Source organism: Sphingobacterium anhuiense (genome assembly GCF_042686355.1).
GTDB classification, from domain to species: domain Bacteria; phylum Bacteroidota; class Bacteroidia; order Sphingobacteriales; family Sphingobacteriaceae; genus Sphingobacterium; species Sphingobacterium anhuiense.
In genome coordinates, this window is record NZ_JBHUPE010000020.1 from 229399 (window position 1) to 255931 (window position 26533).

General features: G+C 36.9%; 20 protein-coding genes. 10 read left to right on the forward strand and 10 right to left on the reverse strand.

Annotated elements, in window-relative coordinates; genetic code table 11:
• Positions 1-4: 4 nt before the first annotated feature.
• Both ACFS6I_RS24215 and ACFS6I_RS24220 read right to left on the reverse strand, forming a co-directional pair.
• Positions 5-958, reverse strand: coding sequence for an MlaD family protein (locus ACFS6I_RS24215; protein WP_380924400.1), 954 nt, complete (start codon positions 956-958; stop codon positions 5-7).
• Positions 959-1027: 69 nt separating this feature from the next.
• Positions 1028-1858, reverse strand: coding sequence for an N-acetylmuramoyl-L-alanine amidase family protein (locus ACFS6I_RS24220; protein WP_232789198.1), 831 nt, complete (start codon positions 1856-1858; stop codon positions 1028-1030).
• A gap of 171 nt (positions 1859-2029) precedes the next feature.
• On the opposite strand from ACFS6I_RS24220, the gene ACFS6I_RS24225 reads away from it, so the two are divergent.
• From ACFS6I_RS24225 to ACFS6I_RS24235, 3 genes are all read left to right on the forward strand, one after another.
• Positions 2030-4672: a putative LPS assembly protein LptD gene (locus tag ACFS6I_RS24225; protein ID WP_380924402.1), complete on the forward strand. Its 2643-nt coding sequence runs from the start codon at positions 2030-2032 to the stop codon at positions 4670-4672.
• Between the two features lie 102 nt (positions 4673-4774).
• A complete protein-coding gene (locus tag ACFS6I_RS24230) occupies positions 4775-6037 on the forward strand; it encodes a competence/damage-inducible protein A (RefSeq protein WP_380924404.1) in 1263 nt (420 codons plus the stop codon).
• A gap of 107 nt (positions 6038-6144) precedes the next feature.
• Entirely contained in the window at positions 6145-7536 is a 1392-nt protein-coding gene (locus tag ACFS6I_RS24235; protein ID WP_380924406.1) for a dihydrolipoamide acetyltransferase family protein, read from the forward strand.
• A gap of 60 nt (positions 7537-7596) precedes the next feature.
• Here the strand turns inward: ACFS6I_RS24235 and ACFS6I_RS24240 are convergent, their stop codons facing one another.
• Complete coding sequence (locus tag ACFS6I_RS24240; RefSeq protein ID WP_380924408.1) at positions 7597-8952, reverse strand: MATE family efflux transporter; 1356 nt, start codon at positions 8950-8952, stop codon at positions 7597-7599.
• Between the two features lie 208 nt (positions 8953-9160).
• On the opposite strand from ACFS6I_RS24240, the gene ACFS6I_RS24245 reads away from it, so the two are divergent.
• The 3 genes from ACFS6I_RS24245 (at position 9161) to ACFS6I_RS24255 (ending at position 12373) form a co-directional block, all read left to right on the forward strand.
• A complete protein-coding gene (locus ACFS6I_RS24245) occupies positions 9161-9676 on the forward strand; it encodes a Sec-independent protein translocase subunit TatA/TatB (RefSeq protein ID WP_346582764.1) in 516 nt (171 codons plus the stop codon).
• 96 nt (positions 9677-9772) lie between these two features.
• Positions 9773-12019: a Tex family protein gene (locus tag ACFS6I_RS24250; RefSeq protein ID WP_380924410.1), complete on the forward strand. Its 2247-nt coding sequence runs from the start codon at positions 9773-9775 to the stop codon at positions 12017-12019.
• Between the two features lie 63 nt (positions 12020-12082).
• The gene (locus ACFS6I_RS24255) at positions 12083-12373 is read left to right on the forward strand and encodes a hypothetical protein (RefSeq protein WP_132772114.1); all 291 of its coding nucleotides are present in this window, start codon (positions 12083-12085) and stop codon (positions 12371-12373) included.
• A gap of 98 nt (positions 12374-12471) precedes the next feature.
• Here the strand turns inward: ACFS6I_RS24255 and ACFS6I_RS24260 are convergent, their stop codons facing one another.
• From ACFS6I_RS24260 to ACFS6I_RS24285, 6 genes are all read right to left on the reverse strand, one after another.
• Positions 12472-14358, reverse strand: coding sequence for a RagB/SusD family nutrient uptake outer membrane protein (locus ACFS6I_RS24260; protein WP_380924412.1), 1887 nt, complete (start codon positions 14356-14358; stop codon positions 12472-12474).
• 11 nt (positions 14359-14369) lie between these two features.
• Positions 14370-17591, reverse strand: a complete 3222-nt coding sequence (locus tag ACFS6I_RS24265) for a SusC/RagA family TonB-linked outer membrane protein (RefSeq protein WP_380924414.1) — start codon at positions 17589-17591, stop codon at positions 14370-14372.
• A 751-nt stretch (positions 17592-18342) separates the two neighbouring features.
• Complete coding sequence (gene cysM / locus ACFS6I_RS24270) at positions 18343-19215, reverse strand: cysteine synthase CysM (RefSeq protein WP_380924416.1); 873 nt, start codon at positions 19213-19215, stop codon at positions 18343-18345.
• A 1-nt stretch (position 19216) separates the two neighbouring features.
• The gene (locus tag ACFS6I_RS24275) at positions 19217-20026 is read right to left on the reverse strand and encodes a serine O-acetyltransferase (RefSeq protein ID WP_021189639.1); all 810 of its coding nucleotides are present in this window, start codon (positions 20024-20026) and stop codon (positions 19217-19219) included.
• A 65-nt stretch (positions 20027-20091) separates the two neighbouring features.
• A complete protein-coding gene (locus ACFS6I_RS24280; protein WP_183915864.1) occupies positions 20092-20475 on the reverse strand; it encodes a DUF3037 domain-containing protein in 384 nt (127 codons plus the stop codon).
• Positions 20453-21250, reverse strand: a complete 798-nt coding sequence (locus ACFS6I_RS24285) for a HipA family kinase (RefSeq protein ID WP_346582775.1) — start codon at positions 21248-21250, stop codon at positions 20453-20455. The genes ACFS6I_RS24280 and ACFS6I_RS24285 overlap by 23 nt, the downstream gene beginning before the upstream one ends.
• A gap of 187 nt (positions 21251-21437) precedes the next feature.
• On the opposite strand from ACFS6I_RS24285, the gene ACFS6I_RS24290 reads away from it, so the two are divergent.
• The 4 genes from ACFS6I_RS24290 to ACFS6I_RS24305 are packed head-to-tail and all read left to right on the forward strand — an operon-like array spanning position 21438 to position 24645.
• Complete coding sequence (locus ACFS6I_RS24290; protein ID WP_132844649.1) at positions 21438-21983, forward strand: DUF1599 domain-containing protein; 546 nt, start codon at positions 21438-21440, stop codon at positions 21981-21983.
• A 1-nt stretch (position 21984) separates the two neighbouring features.
• Positions 21985-23175 (forward strand): BT_3928 family protein, encoded by a 1191-nt coding sequence (locus tag ACFS6I_RS24295; protein WP_380924456.1) that lies wholly within the window; start codon positions 21985-21987, stop codon positions 23173-23175.
• 4 nt (positions 23176-23179) lie between these two features.
• The gene (locus ACFS6I_RS24300) at positions 23180-23692 is read left to right on the forward strand and encodes a shikimate kinase (RefSeq protein ID WP_132772109.1); all 513 of its coding nucleotides are present in this window, start codon (positions 23180-23182) and stop codon (positions 23690-23692) included.
• Positions 23693-23703: 11 nt separating this feature from the next.
• The gene (locus ACFS6I_RS24305; RefSeq protein ID WP_132772108.1) at positions 23704-24645 is read left to right on the forward strand and encodes a glycerophosphodiester phosphodiesterase family protein; all 942 of its coding nucleotides are present in this window, start codon (positions 23704-23706) and stop codon (positions 24643-24645) included.
• Between the two features lie 171 nt (positions 24646-24816).
• Here the strand turns inward: ACFS6I_RS24305 and ACFS6I_RS24310 are convergent, their stop codons facing one another.
• Positions 24817-26307 (reverse strand): succinate CoA transferase, encoded by a 1491-nt coding sequence (locus tag ACFS6I_RS24310; protein WP_021187814.1) that lies wholly within the window; start codon positions 26305-26307, stop codon positions 24817-24819.
• Positions 26308-26533: the final 226 nt, after the last annotated feature.

A 26533-nucleotide genomic window follows, 5' to 3' on the forward strand; every position in this document is an offset into this window, starting at 1 on the left:
AATTTTATTTCTCCTGCTCTCCCTTTTTACCAAAGATGGAAAGCTTGATGTATTTTCCCGGCTTCTCTTTAATATCTTTCATAAGGTGATCAAGGCTTTCGGAAGCATTATTTAAATTATCATAAAGCTTATTATCATTGATCAATAGTCCAATTGAACCCTGCCCTTTGTTGATCTTATCTACTATTGTTTGGAAGTCAGTCATAGCCGTATTAGCTTTATCCATAGTTTGTTGGAAATCTAATTTAGCTGCTTTATCTGTTACAGTATTCAAATTGGACATGATAGCTGTGATCTGACCGCTATTATTTTTAAATGTATTGGTAATAACTTCAAGATTAGAGATAATGGTGGTTAATCTTTTACGTTCCGAACCAACCAGGCCTTCTACATCTTTCGTAATTAGCTCCACATTTTTTAAAGATGTTGAAATACTATGAACACTTTGCTTAAAGTCTTCTTGAAATTGATCGTCCAATACAGAATTGACAACTGTTAATACAGAATCTAATTTTATGGTGATGGTTTCAACTCTTTTCTGAATAGGTTCGACTTTATCCATTATATTTGCTTGAATACCTGAGGCTAATATTTCACCATCTTTAGCCATTTCTGTACTGTTTCCCATATCAAATACAATTGCTTTTCCTCCCAGGAGATCTGTACTTGCTATACGCGCAACAGTATTTTTCGGAACTTTGTATTCGGCTTTAATTTTAAATTCTGTCAGAATGCTTCCATCTGGTTGCAATGTCATCTTAGAAACACGGCCAATCTGATATCCGTTCACTAATACAGGCTTAGAGGCAGTAAGACCATCCACTGCCTGATAAGATGTATAATAGGTATTATCACTGCTAAATACATCATTGCCTTTTAAAAAGCTATATCCTATAAATAATAATGTTACTGCTATTACAGCTAAAATTCCGACTTTAGTCTCGTTTGATATTTTCAAAATAATATTTCCTTAAGGTGTTTTTATTGAACTCAATTTATCATTTAAACAAGACAATGGCAAATAAGTTTATCTTTCTACGCTTTTTTTGAATGCGCTGATTGCTGAAACTAAGTTTTGTACGATCTCACTTTGTCCTTCATCCGATAGCATATAATCTTCTTCTGCACGATTATTTACAAAACCAATTTCGGTCAAAACCGCTGGCATTCCTGCTTCTGCTAATACTGCCAATCCCTGCTCCAGAATCCCCCGGCTTACTCTTCCTGATTTGACATATTCTTGTTGCATCAGATTTGCTAATTTGACACTTTTCTCGCGGTATTGATTTTTCATCAAAGAGAAGATGATATAACTCTCTGGATCTTTTGGGTCAAATCCCTGATAATTTTCTTTATAATTCTCCTCTAATAATAGGGACGCATTTTCACGAATGGCAGCAGTCTGCTCACCTAAGCGATGTGAGCCTGATACAATTGTTTCTGTACCTCTTGACGATCTTCCTGGTGCAGAATTACAATGAATCGATATAAAAATATCAGCCTTCGCAGCATTAGCCATTCGAATACGCTTATATAAATCAATAAACTCATCTGTTCTACGGGTAAACATTACGCGTACTCCAGGCAACTGTCTTTCGATTTCTTTACCTAATTTCAAAGCCACCTCTAAAGCTATATTCTTTTCCAAAGAACGTGATCCTTTTGCTCCAGAATCCCTCCCACCGTGGCCGGCATCAATCACAATTGTTTTAATTTGATAATCCTGGGGAGGAGTAACATGTGCTTTAGAAATAGTATTGCTTGGAGGAGTAGCACTCGTCAAAACCATAAATAGAAAAATCGCTGGAGCTAAAAAAAATATAAGTTTCCGCTTTCTAATATTCAAATCTAATTTCATGTATATTTTTTTTGATTTCTGTAATTTAATAACAAAATGTAATGAGTAATATTGTGGTACAAAAATAGGAAATGTTAATCTCGTTAAAAAACATCACTTTCTATTTGTTTTTGACTAATTTTGTCAAGCTTAGTTTAAATATTTTTACAAAAATAACATTTGTCTTTAATTTTGAAGTCGTTAACACACATTTTAACAATATTTCTTATTCTTTCGCTAAGTGTTTCTACAACATTTTCGCAAGAAAAAACCCCCGTAAAGACAACGTCAAAGAGTCTAAAAGATTCTGTTTCGGTCAAAGGAACAACTGATTCCGTTCGTGTTAAACGAGATTCTACAATTATCGGCAAAGACAGTACCAAAAATAAGGGTGGATTGCAGGCGGAGGTCAGTATCATCGCCAGAGATTCACAACGTACGGAAGTCGATAAAAATATAAGTCACTTATATAGAGGTGCTAAAGTTAAGTATCAAGATTTTGAATTATCTGCCGATTATATTCGATTAGACCGAAATAAAAAACAAATATTTGCGTCAGGTATTATTGACCATAATGGCAAGTATGTAGGGCGTCCTATTGTAATGACTGGAGCTGAAAGTCCTAAAACGGTCGACTCCCTTCTATATGATTACGAAAAACAAGAAGGTAATACCTATGGAATCATGACTGATGTAGAAGGAGGTTATATCCAGGCAAAGGTAGTTCGTAAGAATATTTACGATGAAATGTCATTGTATCATGGGCTGTATAGCACCTGTAATCTTCCAGAACCACACACACACTTCGGGATTTTTCTTAGCAAAGGTATTGTGACTAAAAACCAAATTATCGCAGGTCCATCCTATCTCGTATTACAGAACATCCCTTTAAAATTTATCGGTTTCCCGTTTGCCTTTTTCCCTAAACCGGACAAAAGATCTTCAGGTTTTTTATTTCCATCATTTGGAGAAGATTATACCCGTGGATTTGCCATGCGTGACATCGGTTGGTATTTAGCTTTCAATGATTATTGGGACAGTGAAGTTCGAGGAAGCTTATATTCGAAAGGATCATGGGAAGCATCGATCAATACAAGATATACGGTCAACTATAAATACAATGGTGGATTCAATATCCGTTATGCCTCAACCAAAGCTGGAGTTGAAGGAACAGATAATTATGGGACTAACAAAGATTTTAATGTTACCTGGAACCATACACAGCGACAGGAAGCAAATCCGGGAACATCTTTTTCTGCGAATGTAAATTTTGGAACTGGATCATATTTTCAAAATACGGGTGTTAACGGTACCAATAATTTTAATGATATCACCAAAAACAACATGTCTTCTTCCATTAGCTATGGACGTGTATTTGCCGATGGAAAAGTCAACTTTACTTCGACTTTAAGTCATCGTCAGGACATGAATAAAGGTGATATTCAGTTGCAACTTCCAAATTTCAGTTTAAACGTTTCTTCTTTCAATCCTTTTGATTCAAAAGAACGAGTGGGAGAACAAAAATGGTTTCAACGAATCAATGTCGGTTATAGCTTACAGGGAACCAACACCCTGAACACGAACGAATCTAGAATTTTTAGAAAAGAAACATTAAAAGAGTTTACAAACGGCTTTCAACATAATATCCCGATCAGTTTATCTTTAAATGCTAGTCATTTCCAATTTAATACAAGTGTAAATTACACGGAGAGATGGTATTTACAGAGTACCCGGCAACGAATGGAAAATACGAAAGAGGGTTATGTTCCTGCCAAAGATACAGTACAAGGATTTAAAAGGGCTTATGATTATTCTGTATCAACCGGGGTATCTACCAAAATCTATGGTATGTATCCAAAAATCGGTAAAATACAGGCTATAAGGCATGTCATCACCCCATCTGTCAATTTAAACTACAGACCTGATTTTTCCGATTCGAAATATGGCTTCTATAAAAAGTATGTCGATCAATATGGTATGATAAACCAGTACTCCATTTTCCAGGATAATGTATACGGCTCACCTTCAGCTGGAAAATCAATGGGAATTGGTTTTTCTGTTGATAATAATATCGAAGCAAAAGTAAAAAGTAAATCGGATACGACAGATGGTGGATTTAAGAAAATTCCGATCCTACAAGGTTTATCATTTAGTGGAAACTACAATTTTGTGGCCGATTCCATGAAATTATCACCCATCTCTTTCTCGGGAAGAACTGCCGTATTTGGAGAGAAAATTAACATTAACTTCAACGGTACGTTAGATCCCTATGCAATTGATCAAGCAGGACAACGCTATAACAAATATATGTTCAGTGACGGTAAACTTGCACGTTTGACCAATTTCGGTCTTTCATTTGATTATAGTTTCAATCCAAAGGCCTCAAAAAACAGAAATAATAACATCGATTCTTTACGTAACCAAATGGGAGCCAATATGACTCCGGAACAGGCGCAGGCTCTATCCCGCATCAGTGCCGACCCAAATGCGTTCGTGAATTTCAATATACCTTGGAACTTAGCCGGATCATTTAGTTTCCAATATTCTAAGCCAGGTCATGTTTCGACCATCACGAGTACGGTAAATATTCACGGTGATTTTAGTTTAACGCCGAAATGGAAAGTAACCTTTAACTCAGGCTACGATCTAAAAGCAAAAGAAATATCGTTGACACAGTTTAATATCTATAGAGACCTTCACTGTTGGGATATGGCAATTGGATGGACACCTTTTGGAAGATACCAAAGTTATAACATTACGATAAGAGCTAAATCTTCAATTCTGCAAGATTTAAAACTTTCGAAAAGGAATAGTTCAGGTGGCAGTTATTTTTAATAACTGCTTTTTTTTAACATTTTTAAGTGACGTAAAAGATTCAACGTTGAACTTTCGTAGCTTTTGCTCCCAACAACAATACGTTTCTTTTATTATATATCCATGAAAGCACAAATTATAACCATAGGGGATGAAATCCTGATCGGTCAAATTATTGATACCAATTCAGCCTGGATAGCGACTCAGCTTCAAAACAATAATATTTCAGTAATACAGATTCTTTCGATCTCGGACAAAGAGGAAGCTATTTTCAATGCATTATCCAATAGTCAGGATCAGGCGGATGTTGTACTCATTACAGGGGGATTAGGTCCTACGAAAGATGATATAACCAAGCAAACTGCGACGAAGTATTTTGATACTTTCCTACAACGCGATGAAGAGGTCTTACAGCATGTAACGCAATTTTTTGAAGCTCGTGGAAAAGAAATGCTGGAAATCAACAGACAGCAAGCGGATGTGTTAAAAGGATGTACTATCCTGTTCAATCAATACGGTACTGCTCCGGGTATGCTCATAAAAAAAGGTGCTACCACCTATATCTTTATGCCTGGTGTTCCTTTTGAAATGAAACATCTCATGAACACACAAGTATTACCCATACTATGCAAACAAGATAACACAACCTATCTGGCGCAAGAAAATATTATCGTTGGAGGAATTGGTGAATCTTATCTCGCTGAAAAAATAGCGGATCTAGAATCAGAATTACCTGCACATATTAAACTCGCATACTTGCCCACCCTAGCCTTTGTTAGGTTACGGCTATCGGGAACTGGATCTCATAAAGACGACATTACAAAAGAAACAAAAGAATTCGCAAGTAAGCTGATCGACAGACTTGCTGATCATGTCATTGCAAATCATGACACCTCAATAGAAAAGTTTTTAATTCAGAAATTTATTCGTCACCAATTAACGTTAACAACAGCAGAAAGCTGTACTGGAGGCAGTCTTGCCGCTTTAATCACTGCGGTACCTGGCTGTAGTGCGATGTATGTGGGTGGAACTGTTCCTTATTCAAATAAGTTAAAGCAACAGCTTTTGGATGTTAAAGAAGAAACACTGAGTCAATACGGAGCAGTAAGTGAACAGACTGTTATTGAAATGGCTCAAGGTGCTAAACATAAATTTGATACAAACTACGCGGTTGCAACCAGTGGAATTGCAGGGCCAACAGGAGGTACTCCCGAAAAGCCGGTAGGTACAGTTTGGATAGCAATTGCCGGTGAAAAAGAAACCATTGCGAGAAAGTTCCAATTTCAAAATGACAGAACAATAAATATCGAACGAACCAGACAATTAGCGCTTTTCATGCTTTGGCAATTACTTGTCAAAGAACATCAGATAGGCATTGATTTGTAAAATATTATTCCGCAAAAATTGATTTATCAAAAATTATATTTTACTTTGTAAAATATAAACCTTAAAATAACTAACTTAGTATTTAAAAGGATTGCAGTTGAATTATTATGGCATTATATAAATTATTACTTCCTAAAATGGGGGAAAGTGTATCTGAAGCTACTGTAACAAAATGGTTAAAACAACCAGGTGATACCATTAGTGAAGATGAAGCAATTTTAGAAATAGCAACTGATAAAGTCGATTCGGATGTACCTTCTCCAGTAAAAGGAATATTAAAAGAACAACTTTTTTCAATTGATCAAGTTGCACAAGTAGGTGATATAATTGCCATTATTGAGATCGAAGGTGAGCAAGATGGAATAGAATCTCCAACAGTAGATACACAATCAGCATTAGAGAAAAATCAAGACAAATTAGAAGTTGCTCCGACGACGATTCAGATTGAAGATAAAAAAATAGAAATACCAGGATTAAATCAGATTCAACCTGCTATTGAAAATCATCAGTCCAGCATTCATAATGGAATTAGATTCTATTCACCTTTAGTCAAAAATATAGCTTCTCATGAAGGCTTAAGTCAACAAGAGTTAGATCAGGTTGTTGGAACAGGTTCTGAGGGACGTGTAACCAAAGAAGATATTTTAAAATATGTAACACGCAAAAGAGAGCAGACTGGTACTGATTATACTAGCACAAGTGCACCTCAACCAGTAGCAACTGTTGTTCCCGAGAAAAAAGAACAGTATGCTGCAACTCCAGTTGAAACTGCTCATACTATAAATTCAGGAGGTGATGAAATCATCGAGATGGACCGTATGCGCAAGATCATCGCAGATCATATGGTGAAAAGTGTACAGACTTCACCACATGTATGCTCTTTTGTGGAAGCAGATGTTACTAATTTGGTCAACTGGCGCAATAAGGCGAAAGAGGTGTATAAAAAGAGAGATGGCGAAAATATCACCTTCACTCCTATTTTTATTGAAGCAATAGCTAAAGCGCTAAAAGACTTCCCTATGGTCAATATTTCTGTTGATGGGAATCATATTATCAAAAAGAAAAATATCAATATTGGAATGGCCGCCGCACTTCCAAATGGTAATCTAATTGTTCCTGTAATCAAAAATGCAGATCAATTAAGCTTAGTGGGACTTAGCAAATCTGTCAATGATCTGGCTAATCGCTCACGTGTTAACAAGTTAAAACCTGATGATACCCAAGGTGGGACATTTACCTTTACTAATATTGGTGCTTTTGGAAATATCATGGGTACCCCCATTATCAATCAGCCTCAAGCAGCTATTCTGGCCGTTGGTACGATTAAAAAGAAACCTGCTGTTATTGAAACAGAACATGGTGATCTAATTGGTATCAGACAGATGATGTATCTTTCACTATCTTATGATCATCGTGTCATAGATGGAGCATTGGGAGGAACATTTTTGAAAAGAGTGGCCGATTACTTAGAGAACTGGGATATTAATCGCGAAATCTAACGGTTATATAAAATATTAAAAAAAGGCTTCTTTTAAATTAAAAGAAGCCTTTTTTTAATGCTAAGCATTCAAATGTTTATGAATTACAATACGGTAACGCCAGTATAATAAAACAGACGATGTGAGCAAGCCCAAAGTCAAACCATACCAGATTCCTTCGACGCCCATTCCTAAATGAACTCCCATAAAATATCCACTTGGCAATCCGATGATCCAGTAGGCAATAAAAGTAATTAACGTCGGTATATTAACATCGCCCATACCTCTTAATATGCCCAAACCTACAACCTGAGTTCCATCAAAAAGCTGAAACAATCCAGCTATAATTAATAAGTGGGCTGCAATAGTAACTACTGCCATGTCCTTTGTGAAAATAAAAGGAAGGTAGTTATTAAAGATAGCAAAAAGTGAAGCCGTCAATGTCATAAATACTAAAACCAATTGATAAGAGGAAACTGCAAAACGCTGTAAACGAAAGAAGTTTTTGTTACCAAAGCTATTCCCTGTTTTAATAGTTGCAGCCGCCGCAATTCCACTTGCCATCATATAAGTCATAGCAGCTAATTGAATAGCAACCTGATGTGAAGCTTGCTCAACAGCACCGATAGTTCCTGCAATCAATGAGGCTCCTGCAAATGCACCTATTTCAAAGACATATTGCATGGCTACAGGTGCTCCTATTTTTAAAATTTTTCGAATCCGGATAAGATCAACAGCCCATAGCTTAAATTTGCTGATGTAGGGCAGAAAATAAGAAGATCTCATAACATAGAACAACATGACGACCATCATCATAATACGGTCGATCAACGTACTGTATCCTACCCCGCTGACGCCCATAGGTTTGATACCAAACATACCTTTAACAAAAATAACTGCTAAAATAATGTTTAAAACATTCCCCCATATGGTGATATTCATGGCTTGTTTAGTAAAACCTAAACCTTCAGCAAATTGCTTAAATGCACTGAAAATCATCAAAGGAAAAATTGATAGACTCAGAATAAGTAAATAAGGTTTCGCCTCTTTTACCACCGCTGGATCCTGATCAAGATGATCAATAGCCAACATAGAACCAAAATATACGAGGCAAAATAAGAGTATACCTGCTATAGCATTCATCCAAATACTATTCGATAACAACTTGGCACATTCTTCTTTATTGCCACGTCCGTTTTCCTGAGCAATTAATGGGGTAATTCCGTAAGCAATACCCAAACCGATAACCATAACGACCATAAAGACCGCATTGACCAATGATACCGCAGCCAAAGGAACTGTACCTGCAAAATGCCCTACAATGACACTGTCTGCCATATGTACCATGGTATGACCAAGTTGAGAGATCACGACTGGTCCCGCTAGTATAAAAGTGCTCCAATAATAAGGCTTGTAAGATTTTAATCGCTTCAACATATTTTCCCGCTACTTAATTTGAAAAGATTCCAAAAGTACGAGATTTTTCCCAATCCTACATTTCTTATCTATCAATAAATCATAATGAAAATGTCAAATTAGCACACTAAATTTTTACAATTGAAATGTTAATATTTCCTTAAACACTATTTCATTTTTAAAATATTGCTGTAACTTAGCATTTATAATTTATTAAAACGATAGTAAAATGTACAGTCAAATATTTGCATTTCTTAACATAGGAACATCAGAAATGATGTTGATTCTGGTTATCGCTCTTTTATTATTTGGGGGTAAAAAACTTCCTGAATTGGCAAGAGGTCTAGGGCGTGGGATCAGAGAGTTTAAAGATGCTTCAGAAGGTATCAAAAGAGAAATTTCCGATCAAATTAATAATTTCGAAAAAGACATTGATTTAAAAATAGAGGAAAATCCTTTGGCAGAAGCCCAAGCAGCAGAACAAAAAGTAAAAGAAGAGGCTGAAGCGGAGAACAAAGATGAATCCGAAAAGAAAACGCCTCAGTTTACCGCACCTGAAGGAACTATGCAGTATAGCCGTCAGCCTGAATATGGTGAAGAGCCAAACCATTTTCAATATGGTTACAACGATCATTTTGCAGATAACGGACAAACAGCGGCAACTGAGGATAATACAACTGAATCTGTTGAAAAAACAGCAGTTGATCCCGCTAAAAAAGCAGAAGAGCCTTCTAAAGAAGCATAAGTTTAAGCCTATTATTTTCAATAAGATATCGTCAAATAAAGCTGTTGGATTATTTCCAGCAGCTTTCTATTTTAATAAATATTACATTCCCTATTTATGACACACGAAATTATAGTTTCGAAGGAATTAGCGATTAGCGAAAAACAAGTACAAACAACAATCGGATTATTAGATGAAGGTGCTACAGTACCTTTCATCTCACGTTATAGAAAAGAGATGACGGGCAGTCTAGATGAAGTACAAATTACGACCATCCGTGACCGTATTCAACAATTACGTGACTTAGATAAAAGAAGGGACGCCATCTTAAAATCAATCTCAGATCAAGGAAAATTAACTCCAGAACTAGCGTTAAAAATCCAGCATGTAGAGACGATGGCAAATCTAGAAGACATTTACCTTCCCTACAAGCCTAAGCGTAAAACACGTGCAAGTATGGCTCGAGAAAAGGGACTGCAACCGCTTGCTGACCTGCTATTAGCGCAGGAACGTACAGATTTCACCGATTTAGCGACATCACTTATCGATGAAGAAAAAGGTGTCAACTCGATCGAAGAGGCACTATCTGGTGCTCGCGATATTATTGCCGAGACAATTGCTGAAAATGCAGAAGTAAGAGATAAAGCGCGTAAAATATTTGTGGACAAAGGCCAGTTTGTATCTCGGGTAGTTCCAGGAAAAGAAGAAGCTGCATTAAAATATAAAGATTATTACGAATGGTCAGAATCATTAAAAAATGCACCTTCACATCGTGTCTTGGCCATGCGTCGTGGTGAGAAAGAGGAACTTCTCTATTTGGACATCGAAGTTGCTGAAGAGGAAGTTCTTCCTGCAATTGACCACCTTTATATCAAAGCTAATAATGAAGCTGCGGCGCAAGTTCGCTTAGCTTTGACAGACAGCTTTAAAAGACTATTAAAACCTTCTATGGAAACTGAAATTCGGGTTTTAACACGTCAGAAAGCGGATGAAGAAGCAATCAAAGTATTTGCAGATAATGTACGTCAACTACTTTTGGCGGCCCCATTAGGACAGAAAAGAATTTTAGCAATCGATCCTGGATTTAGAACGGGTTGTAAAACTGTCGTTTTGGATCAGCAAGGTGCTTTACTAGAAAATACGGCTATATTTCCACATAGTGGTGCTGGTGGTCTAGCTGAAGCAACACGTACTATACCTTATTTAGTAAAAAAATATGATATCGAAGCCATTGCTATCGGTAATGGAACAGCAGGAAGGGAAACAGAAGATTTCATCCGTAAACTGAATCTAGATCAAGTTACTATTGTGATGGTTAATGAAAGTGGCGCCTCTATTTACTCTGCTTCAGAAACTGCACGAGATGAATTCCCAGATCAGGATATCACGGTGCGTGGCGCTGTCTCTATTGGTCGCAGATTGATGGATCCGTTAGCAGAATTGGTGAAGATCGATCCAAAATCGATCGGTGTAGGACAATATCAACATGACGTTGATCAAAACAAATTACAGAGCTCACTTGACGATACAGTTATGAGCTGTGTGAACAATGTAGGTGTTGAATTAAATACCGCATCAAAACAAATTCTAGCTTACGTATCTGGTTTAGGTCCTGCTTTGGCACAATCGATCATCAATTATAGAAAAGAAAACGGACCTTTCAAATCACGTCGTGAATTGAAGAAAGTACCGAGGTTGGGAGATAAAGCTTTTGAACAGGCTGCCGGATTTTTACGAATCCGCAATGCTGAAAATCCTTTAGATGCATCAGCAGTACATCCTGAACGTTATAAATTGGTCGAGCAAATGGCTAAAGATCTTAAAACAAGTGTTCATGACCTATTGAATAATGCCGAACTAAGGAAAACGATACCATTGAAAAATTATATCTCTGATGAAGTTGGTCTACCGACACTGAATGATATCATCGCCGAATTGGCAAAACCGGGACTGGATCCACGTGAAAAATTCGAAGCTTTCTCTTTTACTGATGGTGTAAATGCAGTATCGGATTTAAGGGTAGGAATGAAATTACCGGGTATCATAACGAATATTACTAATTTTGGTGCTTTCGTTGATATTGGCGTTCACCAAGATGGACTTGTACATTTAAGCCAACTTTCGAACCGTTTTATTTCAGATCCGCACGAAGTTGTAAAAGTACAGCAACATGTGGAGGTTACAGTAACTGAAATTGATGAGAAAAGAAATCGCATCGGTCTTTCTATGAAAACAAGTGAAGCCACTTCATCTCCAAAACAGAAGCGTGAGCCAAAAAGTTTTCACAACAAAGAGCGAAAAGAAAAAGAACCTGAGACTGATATGGCTTCAAAATTAGCCGCATTAGCAAGCAGATTTAAATAACATAAAAGGGTGATTTTAATAAAATCACCCTTTTATGTTGACATTATTCGCTATTTTAGAAGCATGTTAACATTTGAAAAATTTTCATCTTCCACCGTATTGGCAGTTCCACCGTCTGAACTTTCTATATGGCTCGAATCACTTTGGTGGGATAAAAAAGGTGATTGGCAAAAAGCCCATGATTTAATCGATCATCTACAAGATTCAAAATCGGCACATGTGCATGCTTACCTACACCGTAAAGAAAAAGATCTTTGGAATGCACGCTACTGGTATAACCGTGCTAAGAAACCGGAATTTATAGGCTCACTTGACGACGAATGGGAACAATTGGTTCGCATTCATTTATTTTAACAAAAAAAAGGTTATCTCAAATAAGCACGATGAAACTTTTATAATTAAAGTCATGACTTACTCAAGATAACCCCATTTTATTAATTAGCTAATTAAAACTAGTAACCCGGGTTTTGAATCAACTTGGTATTTCTATTCATTTCATCTCGGTGAATGGATATGAAATACATTTTATCCAACCAATTTCTATTTTCTATCCCAGGTGCAATTGTATTCACTTTATAGGAGTAGCTATAATTGTCTGTATTATATTGGTAAAGACTCACAAGCTTACCCGCTTTTAAAGTCCCAAAAATATTAATTAAAGTAACTTGTCTCCCTATCGTTTCCTTGGCATTCATCCAACGGCGTGTATCAAAGAAGCGGTGTTCCTCATAAGCCAATTCAACACGCCTTTCATTACGATAGCGATCTTTTAATTTTTGCCCAGATTCATCGTTATCAATTGCAGGCATTCCGGATCTGAACCGAATTTTATTGAGCCATGTACGTGCTTCAGCATCCTCCCCCAATTCAAGACAAGCTTCTGCATAATTCAGTACGGCCTCAGTATAACGAAGTACTGGCCACGGCACACGTTGTCTGGTATTTTGATCAACAATCGCAGGATCCGCATCAACAAACTTACGCATATAATATCCCGTATAACTACCATTCCAATCTTCAACCGGAGAATTACGCGTATCTAACCCATACTGGATGACTTTCGCTCCCTTATCATTGATTACCTCATATTGACCTGTTTGGATTTGATTCGCAGGATCTCTCTTCTTAACATCATCTGTTCTTGGTTTCCAAGTAGCACCGTCATATAATATTGAAGCTCCAAGGCGAGGATCACGATTGGTATATATGTTTGCTGCGTGAACAGAATTATTCCAATTAAATTTTTCACCGGACAATGTCTCATAATCATCTACCAGTAATTGCGTAGGACTATTTCCTGCCCAGTTATGATAGCCATTAGGTCCATTGTTACGCCCTACATAAGCACCACCTTCATCTTTCAAGTCATTAAAGAATCTTCCTAAAATTAAATCCCGTTTTGCATCAGCATCGGCAATTTTTGAATTACCCCCCATCGCTAAAGCGATATAATTTGCTCTCCCTTCTGAAGGGGAAACCGGTTCTGATAAGTTTAATTTATATGCCAGTTCAGATTTATCCAGCACCGCCTTTGCTGCTGCTTTAGCTTTTTGCCATCTCTCTGTACGACTTCCAGATACATAACCTAACAGTTCTGGGTTAGCATATGCCGATATAGTTGAAGATTTAGTCTTTGCCGTTGGTACATCATGCAAATCGGAAGCAGCATAAAGTAACACACGAGCTTTTAGAGCTAAAGCTGCAGCCTCACTGGTACGACCATCTACTTTTGCCACCCCACTCAATAAAGTAGCTGCCTGTTCGCAATCTTTAACAATGAAATTGACGCATTCTTCATACGTATTTCGAGCAGCAGTATAATCCGTATCTTCAAGCGTATAAATCTTAGTAATCAATGGAATTGCACCATAGAAACGCAAAAGTTGCTGATAGTAATAGGCTCTTAAGAAATAAGCCTCTCCCAACATCTGTTTCGCTAGCGCTTCATTATTAAATTTTGGCGTAATAAGATTTTCAATCGCAATATTAGTGGCGCGGATACGCTTGTACATGTTTCCATACTCATATGAATCAACAATCCATCCCTGATCCGCTGGATTGGATCTACTCTCCGTAATGGTATTGATTCCTCTACCCGGATGGGTAAACATGGACTCGTCTGTCAACGAAGCTAACATTTGCTCATTAAAACCTCCCTGTCCAAATCCATTATATAGATCATTTACAAATGCCTGCGCTAGTCCAGCATCTGTCCAGACAAGCTCTTTTGGAACCTCTGCCAGTGGTTTTGTATTAACAAAATCATCATTACAACTGGTAAGTAACCCCGTAAATAATAATGCAGAAATCGGTATATAAAATAATTTTATTGTTCTCATAAGATAGCGAATTAAAAAGATAAAAGTATTCCTGTGTTGATTAATCGAGCTTGAGGATAGTAATGTCCCAAGGTATTAGTCGACTCGGGATCGTACATTTTCAATTTGGACCAAGTAACTAAATTCATACCGCTCGCATAAACTCTGAAACTTGAAATACCTAAGCGCTCCACAAGTTTTGCACTTAAATTATAACCAATTTCCACATTTTTTAAACGCAGGTAATTGTTTGAATGTAACCAATAAGTATTGCCACTGGAATAATACTGATCAGAACGATCTGTAATACGCGGATGCACAGAACTAGGATTATCGATCGTCCATCTATTTTCATAAAATTCGTGTAAGTAATTACCAATTGCACCAGATTCATCTGTAGCAATACGCACTTCGCCACCCATAGCTCCTTGAAATAAGATGGATAGATCAAAATTCTTATACCGTAATCCCAGATTCAACCCCCCTTGAAAAGTTGGGTTGGTATTCTTATTTGTCCGCACACGATCATCCGGCGTAATCTTTCCATCACCATCATAATCCTTATATTTCATATCCCCAGGACGAAGATTATTTGTAATTGCCGAATAATCCAGGGTATTAGAATTGATCTCCTCCTGACTTTTAAATACACCATCATATTGATAATACAACCCGGAATTGATCACTCTACCAGTTGTCTGCTGCCAAGATGGTGCTCCAGCAGCTTCGTCCCAGAATACAATTTTATTTTTAGCATACCCACCATTGATGGAAGCACTATATCCCCAATCTCCTTTCTGATCGCGATAACCTAAATTGAACTCCCATCCTTTGTTATCGACTTTGCCGATATTTTCAGCAGGTAACGTCATACCTGTACTTTGAGGAATAGATGCATTCCGTCTCCATAGGATTGAATTTCGTCTATTTTTAAAAACATCAAACTCAAAATTAATCTTGCCTCCTAAAAGTTGTGCATCAATACCTAAGTTATAATTGTTAGCAACCTCCCAAGTAATGAAATTATTTGGAACACGGCTTTCATACAAGGTTTTAATCATTTCATCTCCAAGAATATAGGACCCAAATTTATATGTTGAGAAATATTGATATTCTTGAAGAACATTATCATACTCAACATTATCATTACCCATCTGCCCGTAAGAAGCACGGACCTTAAAATAATTGACGACTTTAATATTATCTTTCCAAAACTTTTCTTCAGATGCTACCCATCCCAACATTGCGCCAGGAAAAAATCCGTAACGCGTTTTCTGAGGGAACATATAAGAACCATCATAACGCCATAACAACTCAGCAATATATTTCGATTTATAATTGTAATTTACCCTTCCAAAATAATTCAATCTTGCTCGCTGCCATGCACTACCATCATTATTCTTCTCAGCATCCCCTCCAGCAAATAAATAATCAATATTATCTGACAAGAAATAACGTCGATAAGCGGAGAAGTTATCATTTTGGATTGTTTCTCTATTTACCCCAGCTAGTATATTAAATGTGTGATCACCAATGACCTTATCATAAGTTAATACACCGCCCAGCAAAATATTCAACTGATCTTCATCAGATTGGTTTAACCTTGGATCTGCCGGACCTCTTTTACCCGGTACCAATTGTGGAGTTACTCCATCAGCTTCATAAGCTCCCTGCCAAGTATACAGGTACCAAGGCGTCTCCCAACGTTTAATTTTTTTAATGTATTTATCAACAGCTGCGTTACCAGAAAACTTCAAGCCTTCTATCCAAGGAATTGTAATATCAATCTGTCCATTGGTTTGAAAGTAATATCTTTTATCGCGTTCATAACCTGTTTCGTTAGTCGTGATCACAACAGGATTTTCACCATTTTCAATGTCAGGTCCAGGCATTCCATTTGGCCAATAAGCAGGTTGTGTAGGATTACCCCGCATCAACATTCTAAAAATAGTACCGGCTCCTTTAGTTGGGAAATTCCTATTTTCTTGACGCCCTAAAACTCCAAATTTGGTTGTGATGTATTTACTTATCTTGGCATCCAAGTTAATTCTTAAGTCATATTGCTTATATCCGGTTGCAGATTTTTTATAGTAGGCATCTTGATTCTGATATCCAATTGAGGTTAGATATTTCACCGCATCATTTCCTCCGGTAATCTGTACATTATGCTTCTCTTGAGGAGACCAATTCTTTAAGGTTTCCCCATACCAATCTGTATTAGGATGTCCCCACGGATCACTGCCATCTTTAAATAATTGAACATCTTCTGGTGTAAAAGGAGCGGAAACGGCTGTACTGTTTGGACGGATAAAAGTTCCGGTCGTTCTGAAGGCATTTTGTGCTGCAGCCCACTCTGCTACCGGTAATTTATAAATCTCGAGTTCGTTTCGCAATTCGGAATATTCAACGGCATCTGTCAATTTTGGAATGACCGTCGGTTGCGAAAATCCTTTATTAAAATTATACGATAATTTAGGTTTTCCGTTTGTTCCCCTTTTGGTCGTTACCAAAATAACTCCATTTGCCGCTCTGGCTCCATAAATAGCTGCAGAAGCATCTTTTAAAACTGAAATATTATCAATATCAGCAGGATTTAATCGTTCAAAACCACCTTGGCGTGCCGGAATTCCATCAATAACAATTAATGGACTAGAATTCCCTAAGGTATTGGTTCCGCGGATACTTATTGTTGATCCGTCATAACCTGGTTCTGCCGATCCATTTGTTGCAATAACCCCTGGTACCCGGCCCGCTAAGGCATTGGAAACATTGAGAGCTGGTGACTTCGATAGTTCAGAACCTTTTACAGCGACTACAGATCCTGTAACAGTTTCCTTCTTTTGCACCCCATAACCAACCACAACCACTTCTTCTAGATTGGCGTTGGAACTAACCAGACTCACCATAATACTGGTTCTTCCTTTAACTTCTTCATCTGTAGAAGTCATTCCGATCATTCGAAAACTCAGCTTTCCGTCACTTGGAACATTTGTCAAAACATACTCCCCTTTTTGATTTGTCTTGGTAGCGACATTTGTCCCGACAACAGATACAGTGACCCCCGCAATCGGTGAACCATCATCTGTATTAGTGACTATGCCACTAACTGAAATCTTTTCCTGAGTCGAACTCATAAAAGTTAAACTCTTTGGATTTGCAAGCACTGGTGATTGGCAGATTGTAGATAAAGAGACGATAGCTCCCATCCAAAAGGCTTTCTTCCATTGCTGTTGACCTAAATTAAGATTGCTCATAATTTTTTAGTTTGGTTTAAAATAGTTGATGTTAATTAAATTAGGTAAACAGACTGTTTCTATTGGAAGTATACCAATAGTCTATTAAACAAGACCGTTATTTAATTTAATCGGTTTAAATTGGTAATGTATACAAAACACTAAGGCTGTATTATGTACACCAACTAAGTTATATCAAATTAAAGTTGTCTAAAAAGAAAAATATATCCTTTTATAAAAAAAATAGTTAAATTTCTCATTACCAGGAAAGTAAAAGTTGAAGAGTTTTTTTACCGTGTAACAGATGTTTGGTCGCAATAAGTTATTAACATTTTATTGTTAATAACTAACATAACGTGTTAATAATTGTAGTAATCTTAACTTATTAACACTTGGCTATTCACATATATTCTAGTTATTTATGGACAGTATAAATAAGTTTAAAAAGATTATCAGAAAAAATATAAATGTTTAATACTTTTTTTTTGTAAAACTAAAATTTAAAAAATACAGCTTTAAATACTATTTAATCAGTCATAAAGCATTAAATCCTGCATAAATACCTTATTCACATTTTTATAATAAAATGTGGATAACATAAAACACAAGCATTATAGTTATCAACAATATTAATTCACAATGTGGATAACTTCAAGTAGAGAATCATCAAATCTGATAAAAAAGTTAAGATGTAGAAAATGAAATAACAAGGTAAAAAAAAAGAGTCATCCGGAAGGGATGACTCTTTTTTCTAAAATTATAAAAATGCTACTTAGGCAAATAAGTCTGAGCTTAAATAACGGTCACCCCGATCACATGCAATAAATACAATAGTTCCTTCTTCAATTTCATTTGCGACCTTCAATGCGGCCGCAAATGCTCCTCCAGAACTCATACCTGCAAATATACCCTCCCTTTTCACTAACTCACGAGCCATCTCAGTAGATTCTTTCTGCGAGATATCTAGGATACGGTCCACACGAGAAGCGTCAAATATCTTCGGAAGATATTCCTCAGGCCAGCGACGAATACCCGGAATGGATGACTCCTCAGTTGGTTGACAACCGACGATCTGTATTTCAGGATTTTTCTCCTTCAGATATATAGAGTTCCCCATTATCGTACCGGTAGTACCCATTGCACTAACAAAATGTGTAATCTTTCCTGCGGTATCACGCCAGATCTCAGGACCTGTAGTTTTAATATGTGCTTTATAATTATCGGGATTTGCGAACTGGTTTAAAATAAAATAATCTCCTGTGGCAGCTTTATCTTCCGCATAATCACGACAGATCTCCATGCTCTCTAATAATGTGACCTGTGCACCAAATGCCTGCATCGTTAATGTCCGTTCGCGCGTAGAAGTAACGGGCATTACTAGTTCTAAACTTAGGCAATAAATACCTGCAATCATAGCGAGTGCAATACCTGTATTTCCACTCGTTGCTTCAATCAACTTTGTATCCTTCGTAATTTCACCTCTTTCCATAGCCGATCGAATCATATTCAATGCAGCACGGTCTTTTACACTACCTGCAGGATTATTTCCTTCCATTTTAGCGTAAATCTTCACATTTCGATTACTATGAAATTTTGTGATTTCAACTAAAGGAGTATTGCCAATGGTATCAATGATATTTCCCATATTAAATTAAAGGTTTGGAATCTATAAATTTAGAATTTGCTTGATGATAGACAGTTGTATAAGGCTCTACAGAATTTGTCAACCACACATTTCCCCCGATAACGGAGTGATGGCCTACAACAGTATCGCCACCTAATATGGTTGCTCCCGAATAAATAATGGTATGGTCTTCGATTGTAGGATGCCTTTTCACATTGCATAAAATTTTCTCAACACTCAATGCGCCTAGCGTCACCCCCTGATAAAGCTTTACATAATTTCCGATAACACAGGTTTCACCTACGACTAAACCTGTACCATGATCAATATAAAGATGATGGCCGATAGTTGCTGCCGGATGAATATCAATGCCCGTCTTCGAATGCGCGTGCTCTGTTAAAATACGGGGTATCAAAGGAACACCAAGACGGTGAAGTCTATTTGCGATCCGAAAAATACTTATTGCGAAAAAACCGGGATATGTACGAATAACTTCCCGTTGATTCTTTGCTGCCGGATCGCCTGCGATTAAAGCATCAGCGTCTGAACACATCAATTCATATAATTGTGGTAATGATTGAAAAAAATCGCGTGCAACAAGCGAGTGATCACATGCTTCACAAGCCTTTGATTTACTTAACAGTTGCTCTAATTCAAGCTCAGCTTGCTGAAAAGCAAGTTGCACTTCTGCGACAGATTTTATCCCACCTGCATTTCGCTCTGGAAATAACAGATCTAAGATCCCTACTGCCCAACCTGATATTTTTTTATTGGAAGGCATTTCAAATACCTCCAATTGTTTTTGATAAATGTGTTCGTAAAAATCATTCATGGGTGTAATCCCTTTATGTAATAGTACAAATATACTATACTTATATGGTAGATAAAATATACAATTTATAAAACCAGCTTGTTAAAAAGAAGTTGTAAAGTTTCTGCCGGATCTTCACATAATCCGGGGTGTACCGGAGAACACTGGATAACTGTGCTTCGGTTGGCGGTCAACCATCTGAAACGTTCTGTCTGATCCAACGCAGCTAATTTGCCACCATCTTTTGCTCCTCTACATATTTTCACAAAAGATTCAAGATGAGCCTTTATCATTTCTATATCCATATCCGGAAATAAAGATCTGGCGCGCACTTCATCGATATCAAACAGAACATTTGCAAATCGGTATTTCCGGCAATATAACGCCACACCAACATTAATAAACTCTTCACGCTCCACACGTGGTACTAAGCGTACCACCGCATACTCATATAATGTTTTTTCGGGCATCTTCAATTTGATTTAAAAAATGATCAGCATGTGCTAAGCGCTTCATCAAAAAGGACACGTAAACTTCTCGCGCCTCGGTTGCAGATAAATCTCTCGATTCATCAACTAACCATTCACTTGGTATGATATTCACTATATTACGGATCACTTCTTCGGTTAATAAAGAACGGTATTGTCGGTCCACCGATTCAACTTGGTTGGCGTTCTTTAATAACACATGATCTTTTATCTGCACAAAGGGTTTTATAGCTTGCTCTTCCCAATTGTCCCAACTATGGTGGAAATATAAGGAAGCTCCATGATCAATCAACCATAATTCTTTATGCCAGATCAGCATGTTTGTATTACGGACCGTACGATCAACATTCATCAACAATGCATCGAGCCAGACAATTCGAGATGCTTCTTCAGGACTTATCTGATCAACATTGGCATCAAAAGTAATGGCCCCATTTAAAAAATGAACACCTAGATTTTTGCCAACACTAAATTTTAATAAGTCTTGAATTTCCTCATCAGGTTCGGTTCTGGCAAAAGATTCATCTAAATCTGCAAAAACCATTTCAGGCATTCTGAGATTAAGAACACGGGCAATCTCTCCGCCTATCAACTCTGCAATTAAAGCTTTCTTTCCCTGTCCGGCACCTCTGAACTTAATCACGTAACTAAAGCCATCATCTGCATCGGCCAATGCCGGCAAAGAACCTCCTTCACGAAAAGGCTGTATGTAGCGGGTAATTCTAACTTCTCTTATTTCAGGTTTTTTAATTATCATCTGTCATCCTTTTATAATTTACCGATACTCAAGCGATAAATCCTTAAATCAAATATCAACATTTTTATTTTTTATTAGCGATATTCAGCTAAATTGGACATAATTGTGACGCATAAAAATGGTTAATTCTAATTATATTTGTAACAATAGTTCACTCACTTTCTCGTGAAATACGCAAATAATAGTTATGAATACGACTCAGGAATACAATACAGTTATCGAGCACTGCCAAGATTTATTTATCAAGAAAACGAAAGATTATGGAACAGCCTGGCGTATTATGCGACTTCCTTCTATAACCGATCAAATTTATATTAAAGCACAACGCATTCGTACTTTAGAGATCAAAAAAGTATCTAAAGTTGGGGAAGGTATTTTGGAAGAATATGTGGGTATCATCAACTATTGTATTATGGGTATGATTCAGCTCGAATTGGGTGAAGATGGTGAAGAAAATTTAAGTCCAGAATTTGTAAATGAAAAATACACGGAAAAAGTAAATGAAACACGTGACCTTATGCTTGCTAAAAATCACGATTATGGCGAAGCATGGCGCGATATGCGGATTTCTTCGTTAACAGATCTGATACTCATGAAAATTCACCGTGTGAAACAAATTGAAGACAATAACGGCGCCACAATCGCCTCCGAAGGAATACATGCCAATTATCAAGATATGTTAAATTATGCCGTTTTTGCACTTATAAAAATGGGGTTAGCTCAATCAAACTAAAATTATGTCATCAGTCATCAATAATAAATCGCAAAAAACAAACTATCTACTTTGCTTTGCGCGCATCTTTACAGGTCTTCTTTTTATTTTCTCCGGTTTTATAAAGGCAAATGACCCTACTGGCTTTGGTTATAAACTCGAAGAATATTTTCATGTTTTTCATACCGACTTTTTAAATGACTATGCTACAGCGATTGCTATCGTTGTCTGTGCACTAGAAATAATATTGGGTATATGGCTTTTGTTAGGTTTTTACAAAAAGCTTGTAGCGTGGGGTTTATTACTGCTGATCATTTTCTTCACTTTCCTTACTTTTTACTCTGCTTTTTTTGAAGTTGTTACTTCATGTGGTTGTTTTGGCGACGCTATTCCGCTGACACCCTGGCAGTCCTTTGGCAAGGATCTCGTATTGCTTGCTTTGATCTTAATCATTTTTGTTTACCGCAATCAAATTACACCACTCATTAAAGATCCGACCAATCGTGGCCTCGTAGCAACATTTACAGCAGTCCTATCTTTTGGCATTGGAATCTATACGTTCATGTATTTACCGTTTATAGATTTTTTACCTTATAAAATCGGTAATAATATCCCATCCCTAATGGTTCTACCTGAAGGAAAAGAAGGCGATGTTTATGAACAGATCTACAGCATGAAAAATGTTAAAACGGGGGAAACAAAGACCATTACCGATAAAATTTACATGTCTGAAAAAGTCTGGGAAGACACAAACTGGGAGATCGTTGGCGAACCGCAAAGTAAATTGGTGAAGAAAGGCTATCAGATTCCGATTACAGATCTTCTGATTACAGATGCTGAAGGAAATGACCATACCCAAGAAATAATCAATAATCCTTATTATAATTTAATTATTGTTGCTAAAGACCTGTCCAAAGCTAATGTAGAGGCTTTAGATAAAATCAATAAAATAGCGACAAAATTAACGGAAGATTACAATCTACGAATAGTGTTATTGACGGCCAGTTCTTCTGAAGATTCAGACTACCTAAGTGATAAATTACACTTAATTTCAGAAATATTCTATGCTGATCTTATTCCGTTGAAAAGCATGATCCGTGCAAATCCTGGGGTACTTTTATTAAAATCAGGAACCGTAATCGACAAATGGCATTACAATGCTATACCCGATGCAAAAGATATAGAAGAGCGATACTTAAGTTTAGATAAATAATAATATGCCAAAACCTATTTTTTTAATTGGTTATATGGGAAGTGGAAAAACCACTTTAGCCAAAAAGTTAGCAAGTAAATTAGAGTTACCTTTTATCGATACTGATGATGAAATCGTCAAAGAGATAGGCATGTCCATCACAGAATATTTTCAGTTGCACGGGGAAGAAAAATTTAGAGAATTAGAACGCAAGCAATTACTAAAAACTGCGCAACAAAATGCAATCGTTTCTACCGGAGGTGGCTCTCCATGTTTTTTTGATAACATGCAGTGGATGAATGAAAATGGTATTTCGGTATATTTACAGATGTCACCAAAATCGCTATTTGATAGATTGTCTCAGTCAAAACCGAATAAAAGACCTATTTTAATCGGTAAAACTGAAGAGGAACTATTTAATTTTATTACTGAAAAATTAACTGAAAGAGAACCGTTTTATCAACAAGCTCATCTAATTATTGATCATATCAATACGCCAATAGATGATCTCATCATTTTATTAAAGAAAAACCAATAACAAATCACTGTATGTTTAGAAGAATAAATCTCTTCCCTTTTTTAATTTTTACAACCGCACTTTTAGCATCCTGCTTTCGGACCGGCACATCTTCGGATGTTCTGGCGGGTAGTAAAACACTCAATTTAAAAACAGCAGAGGAGCTTTATCAATTTTTAACATACGATGAAAACCGATATCCGCTCATCAGCTTACATCGAGGAGGCCCTACAACCGGTTATCCTGAAAATGCAGTAGAAACTTTTGCATTTAACGCGAGCTACAGACCTGTCATTGTGGAATGTGATGTTAGGTTGACTAAGGATTCTGCTTTAATATTGATGCATGACAGCAACTTAAACAGAACAACTAACGGCTCGGGGTCAGTAGATTCTAAAACTAAAAATGAATTAAAAGGTTTAAGATTAAAAGATCCTAATGGAAAGCTAACCCCTTATCGAATTCCGAGCTTGGAAGAAGCCTTAGCATGGGGCAAAGGTAGAGTCATCTTCACCTTAGATATTAAACAAGGGGTTCCCTATGATTTGGTGATCCGTGCTATTCGCAGTCAAAAAGCTGAAAGTAATGCCATAATCATTACGTATTCCGCAAATCAGGCTGCTGTTGTGCATAATTTAGCCCCTGACCTCATGCTGTCTGCACCTATAAAAAATGAAGCAGATTTAGTGCGGCTCAATGATCGAGATATTCCAGATAATCGCATTATTGCCTTTCTCGGCACCAGAGAAGCGGATAAAAACTTAATAGAGCTACTTCATGAACATGGTATCATGTGTATATTAGGTACACTAGGAAATTTAGACCGCCAGGCCAAACAAAAAGGAGATCAACTATATGCCCGCTTTATTGAAAATGGCGCAGATATTTTGAGCACCGATAGACCCCTAGAAGCGGGACGCGTTTTAGACTTTTACATAAAAAAGAGAAATATTACTTCCAAATTTATTCAATAACGATGGTAAGACAAGAAGCAAGTAAAATTAAAACATGGTTAAAAAATAGCATATTTTAGAGTAAGCGCGCTTTTATCATTGTCTATTACCAATCATTGAATTGGGGACAAAAAAGTAAAGCAGCTATTCTTAAGAATAGCTGCTTTACTTTTTTATTGTATCACTCTTTTTTTATTTCTTCATACTTCCTTGATCGCGCAAATTCACATGCCAGCTAAATGCTTCTTCCAAGATATGTGGTGTATGGCCCCCGCGCTCACAGGCACGGTCATAGTAGTCTTGTAACTGCTCTTTATAATCTGGATGAACACAGTTATCAATGATAACTTGAGCGCGTTCACGAGGAGCTAATCCTCTTAAATCGGCTAGACCGATATCAGTTACTAATATGTCAACATCATGTTCTGTATGATCAACATGTGATACCATGGGTAACACATGCGAAATACGATCTTCTTTTGATGCTGCCTGTGTAACGAATATACTTAAGTAAGCATTTCTTGCAAAATCACCTGAACCACCTATACCATTCATAATATTGGTACCTGAAATATGTGTGGAATTTACATTGCCATAAATATCAAATTCAATAGCCGTATTAATAGCGATAACACCCAAACGACGAATTAATCCTGGAGTATTTGAGATATTTTGCGGTCTCAAGACCATCTTATCACGATACTTATCCAAGTTTCCAAATACACGATCATAGCAGGGCTTTGAAACCGTAATGGAAGAAGCCGATGCAAAATCCATTACTCCCGCATCAATTAAATCAAAGGTACTATCTTGTAAAACTTCTGAGAACATCGTTAAATTGCGGAAATTACTGTCTTTAAAACCCATTAAAACAGCGTTCGCAACTTTACCTATCCCCGCCTGAAGCGGCAATAAACTAGAAGACAGATGTCCCATTTCTACTTCTTTCTCAAAGAAATTTAAGATATGACTGGCAATAGCCGTTGTCTTAGTATCTGGTTCTGCAATATCTGCCGGACTATCTTCGATATCAGTAAATACAATTCCAACGACTTTTGAAGGGTCTAAGGCAATTGTTTTTCGCCCAATTTTATTCTCAGGAGCTACTATAGGTATAACGTTTCTTCTTGGATAATCTTCGGCTTGATAGATATCATGGATGCCACGAATCTCCATCGGAACAGCTGTATTTATTTCTAAAATCACATGCTTGGCTAAAGCAGCAAAAGTTGCTGAGTTACCCACTGAAGTGGTCGGAATAATACTACCATCGGCTTCAATCGCTGCTACTTCAAGTACGGCAATATCAACAGAGGCTAAATTCTTATTGTGCAGCAACTCTGCTGTTTCACTCAAATGCTGGTCAATAAATAGGACTTCCCCGCTATTGATCTTTCCTCTAAGTGTTCGGTCCACCTGGAACGGCATACGCTTAGCAAGAACACCAGCTTCAGCCAGCTTACCATCTGTGCCATGACCTAAAGAAGCACCTGTGATCAATGTTATCTTTAAAGGATCTGTTTTCGCCCGGTCTGCCAAAGCTGGCAATACGACTTTGCTGTCTCCGGCTTTCGTAAATCCACTTGAGCCAACGATCATACCATTTTCAAATAGTTGTGCAGCCTGCTCTGCTGTAATTACTTTATCAAGTAAACTTTTAAGTTTAATTCTATCGTATGACATATTCCTTTACTTATTTCCCAATTTACTAATATTTACAAACATATTCTTAGTAATTGTTTGAATATTAGAACAAACAATATTAAGTTATTTTTTCTATGTCAATTTATTGCAATTAGTCACAAAATTATCCAATAAAGACGATATATTTGTAATTATTTATAAATCAGCATTTAATATTTTTTATCCGAAGAAATCGTTTTAATATTAAATATTTAAAAATACATAA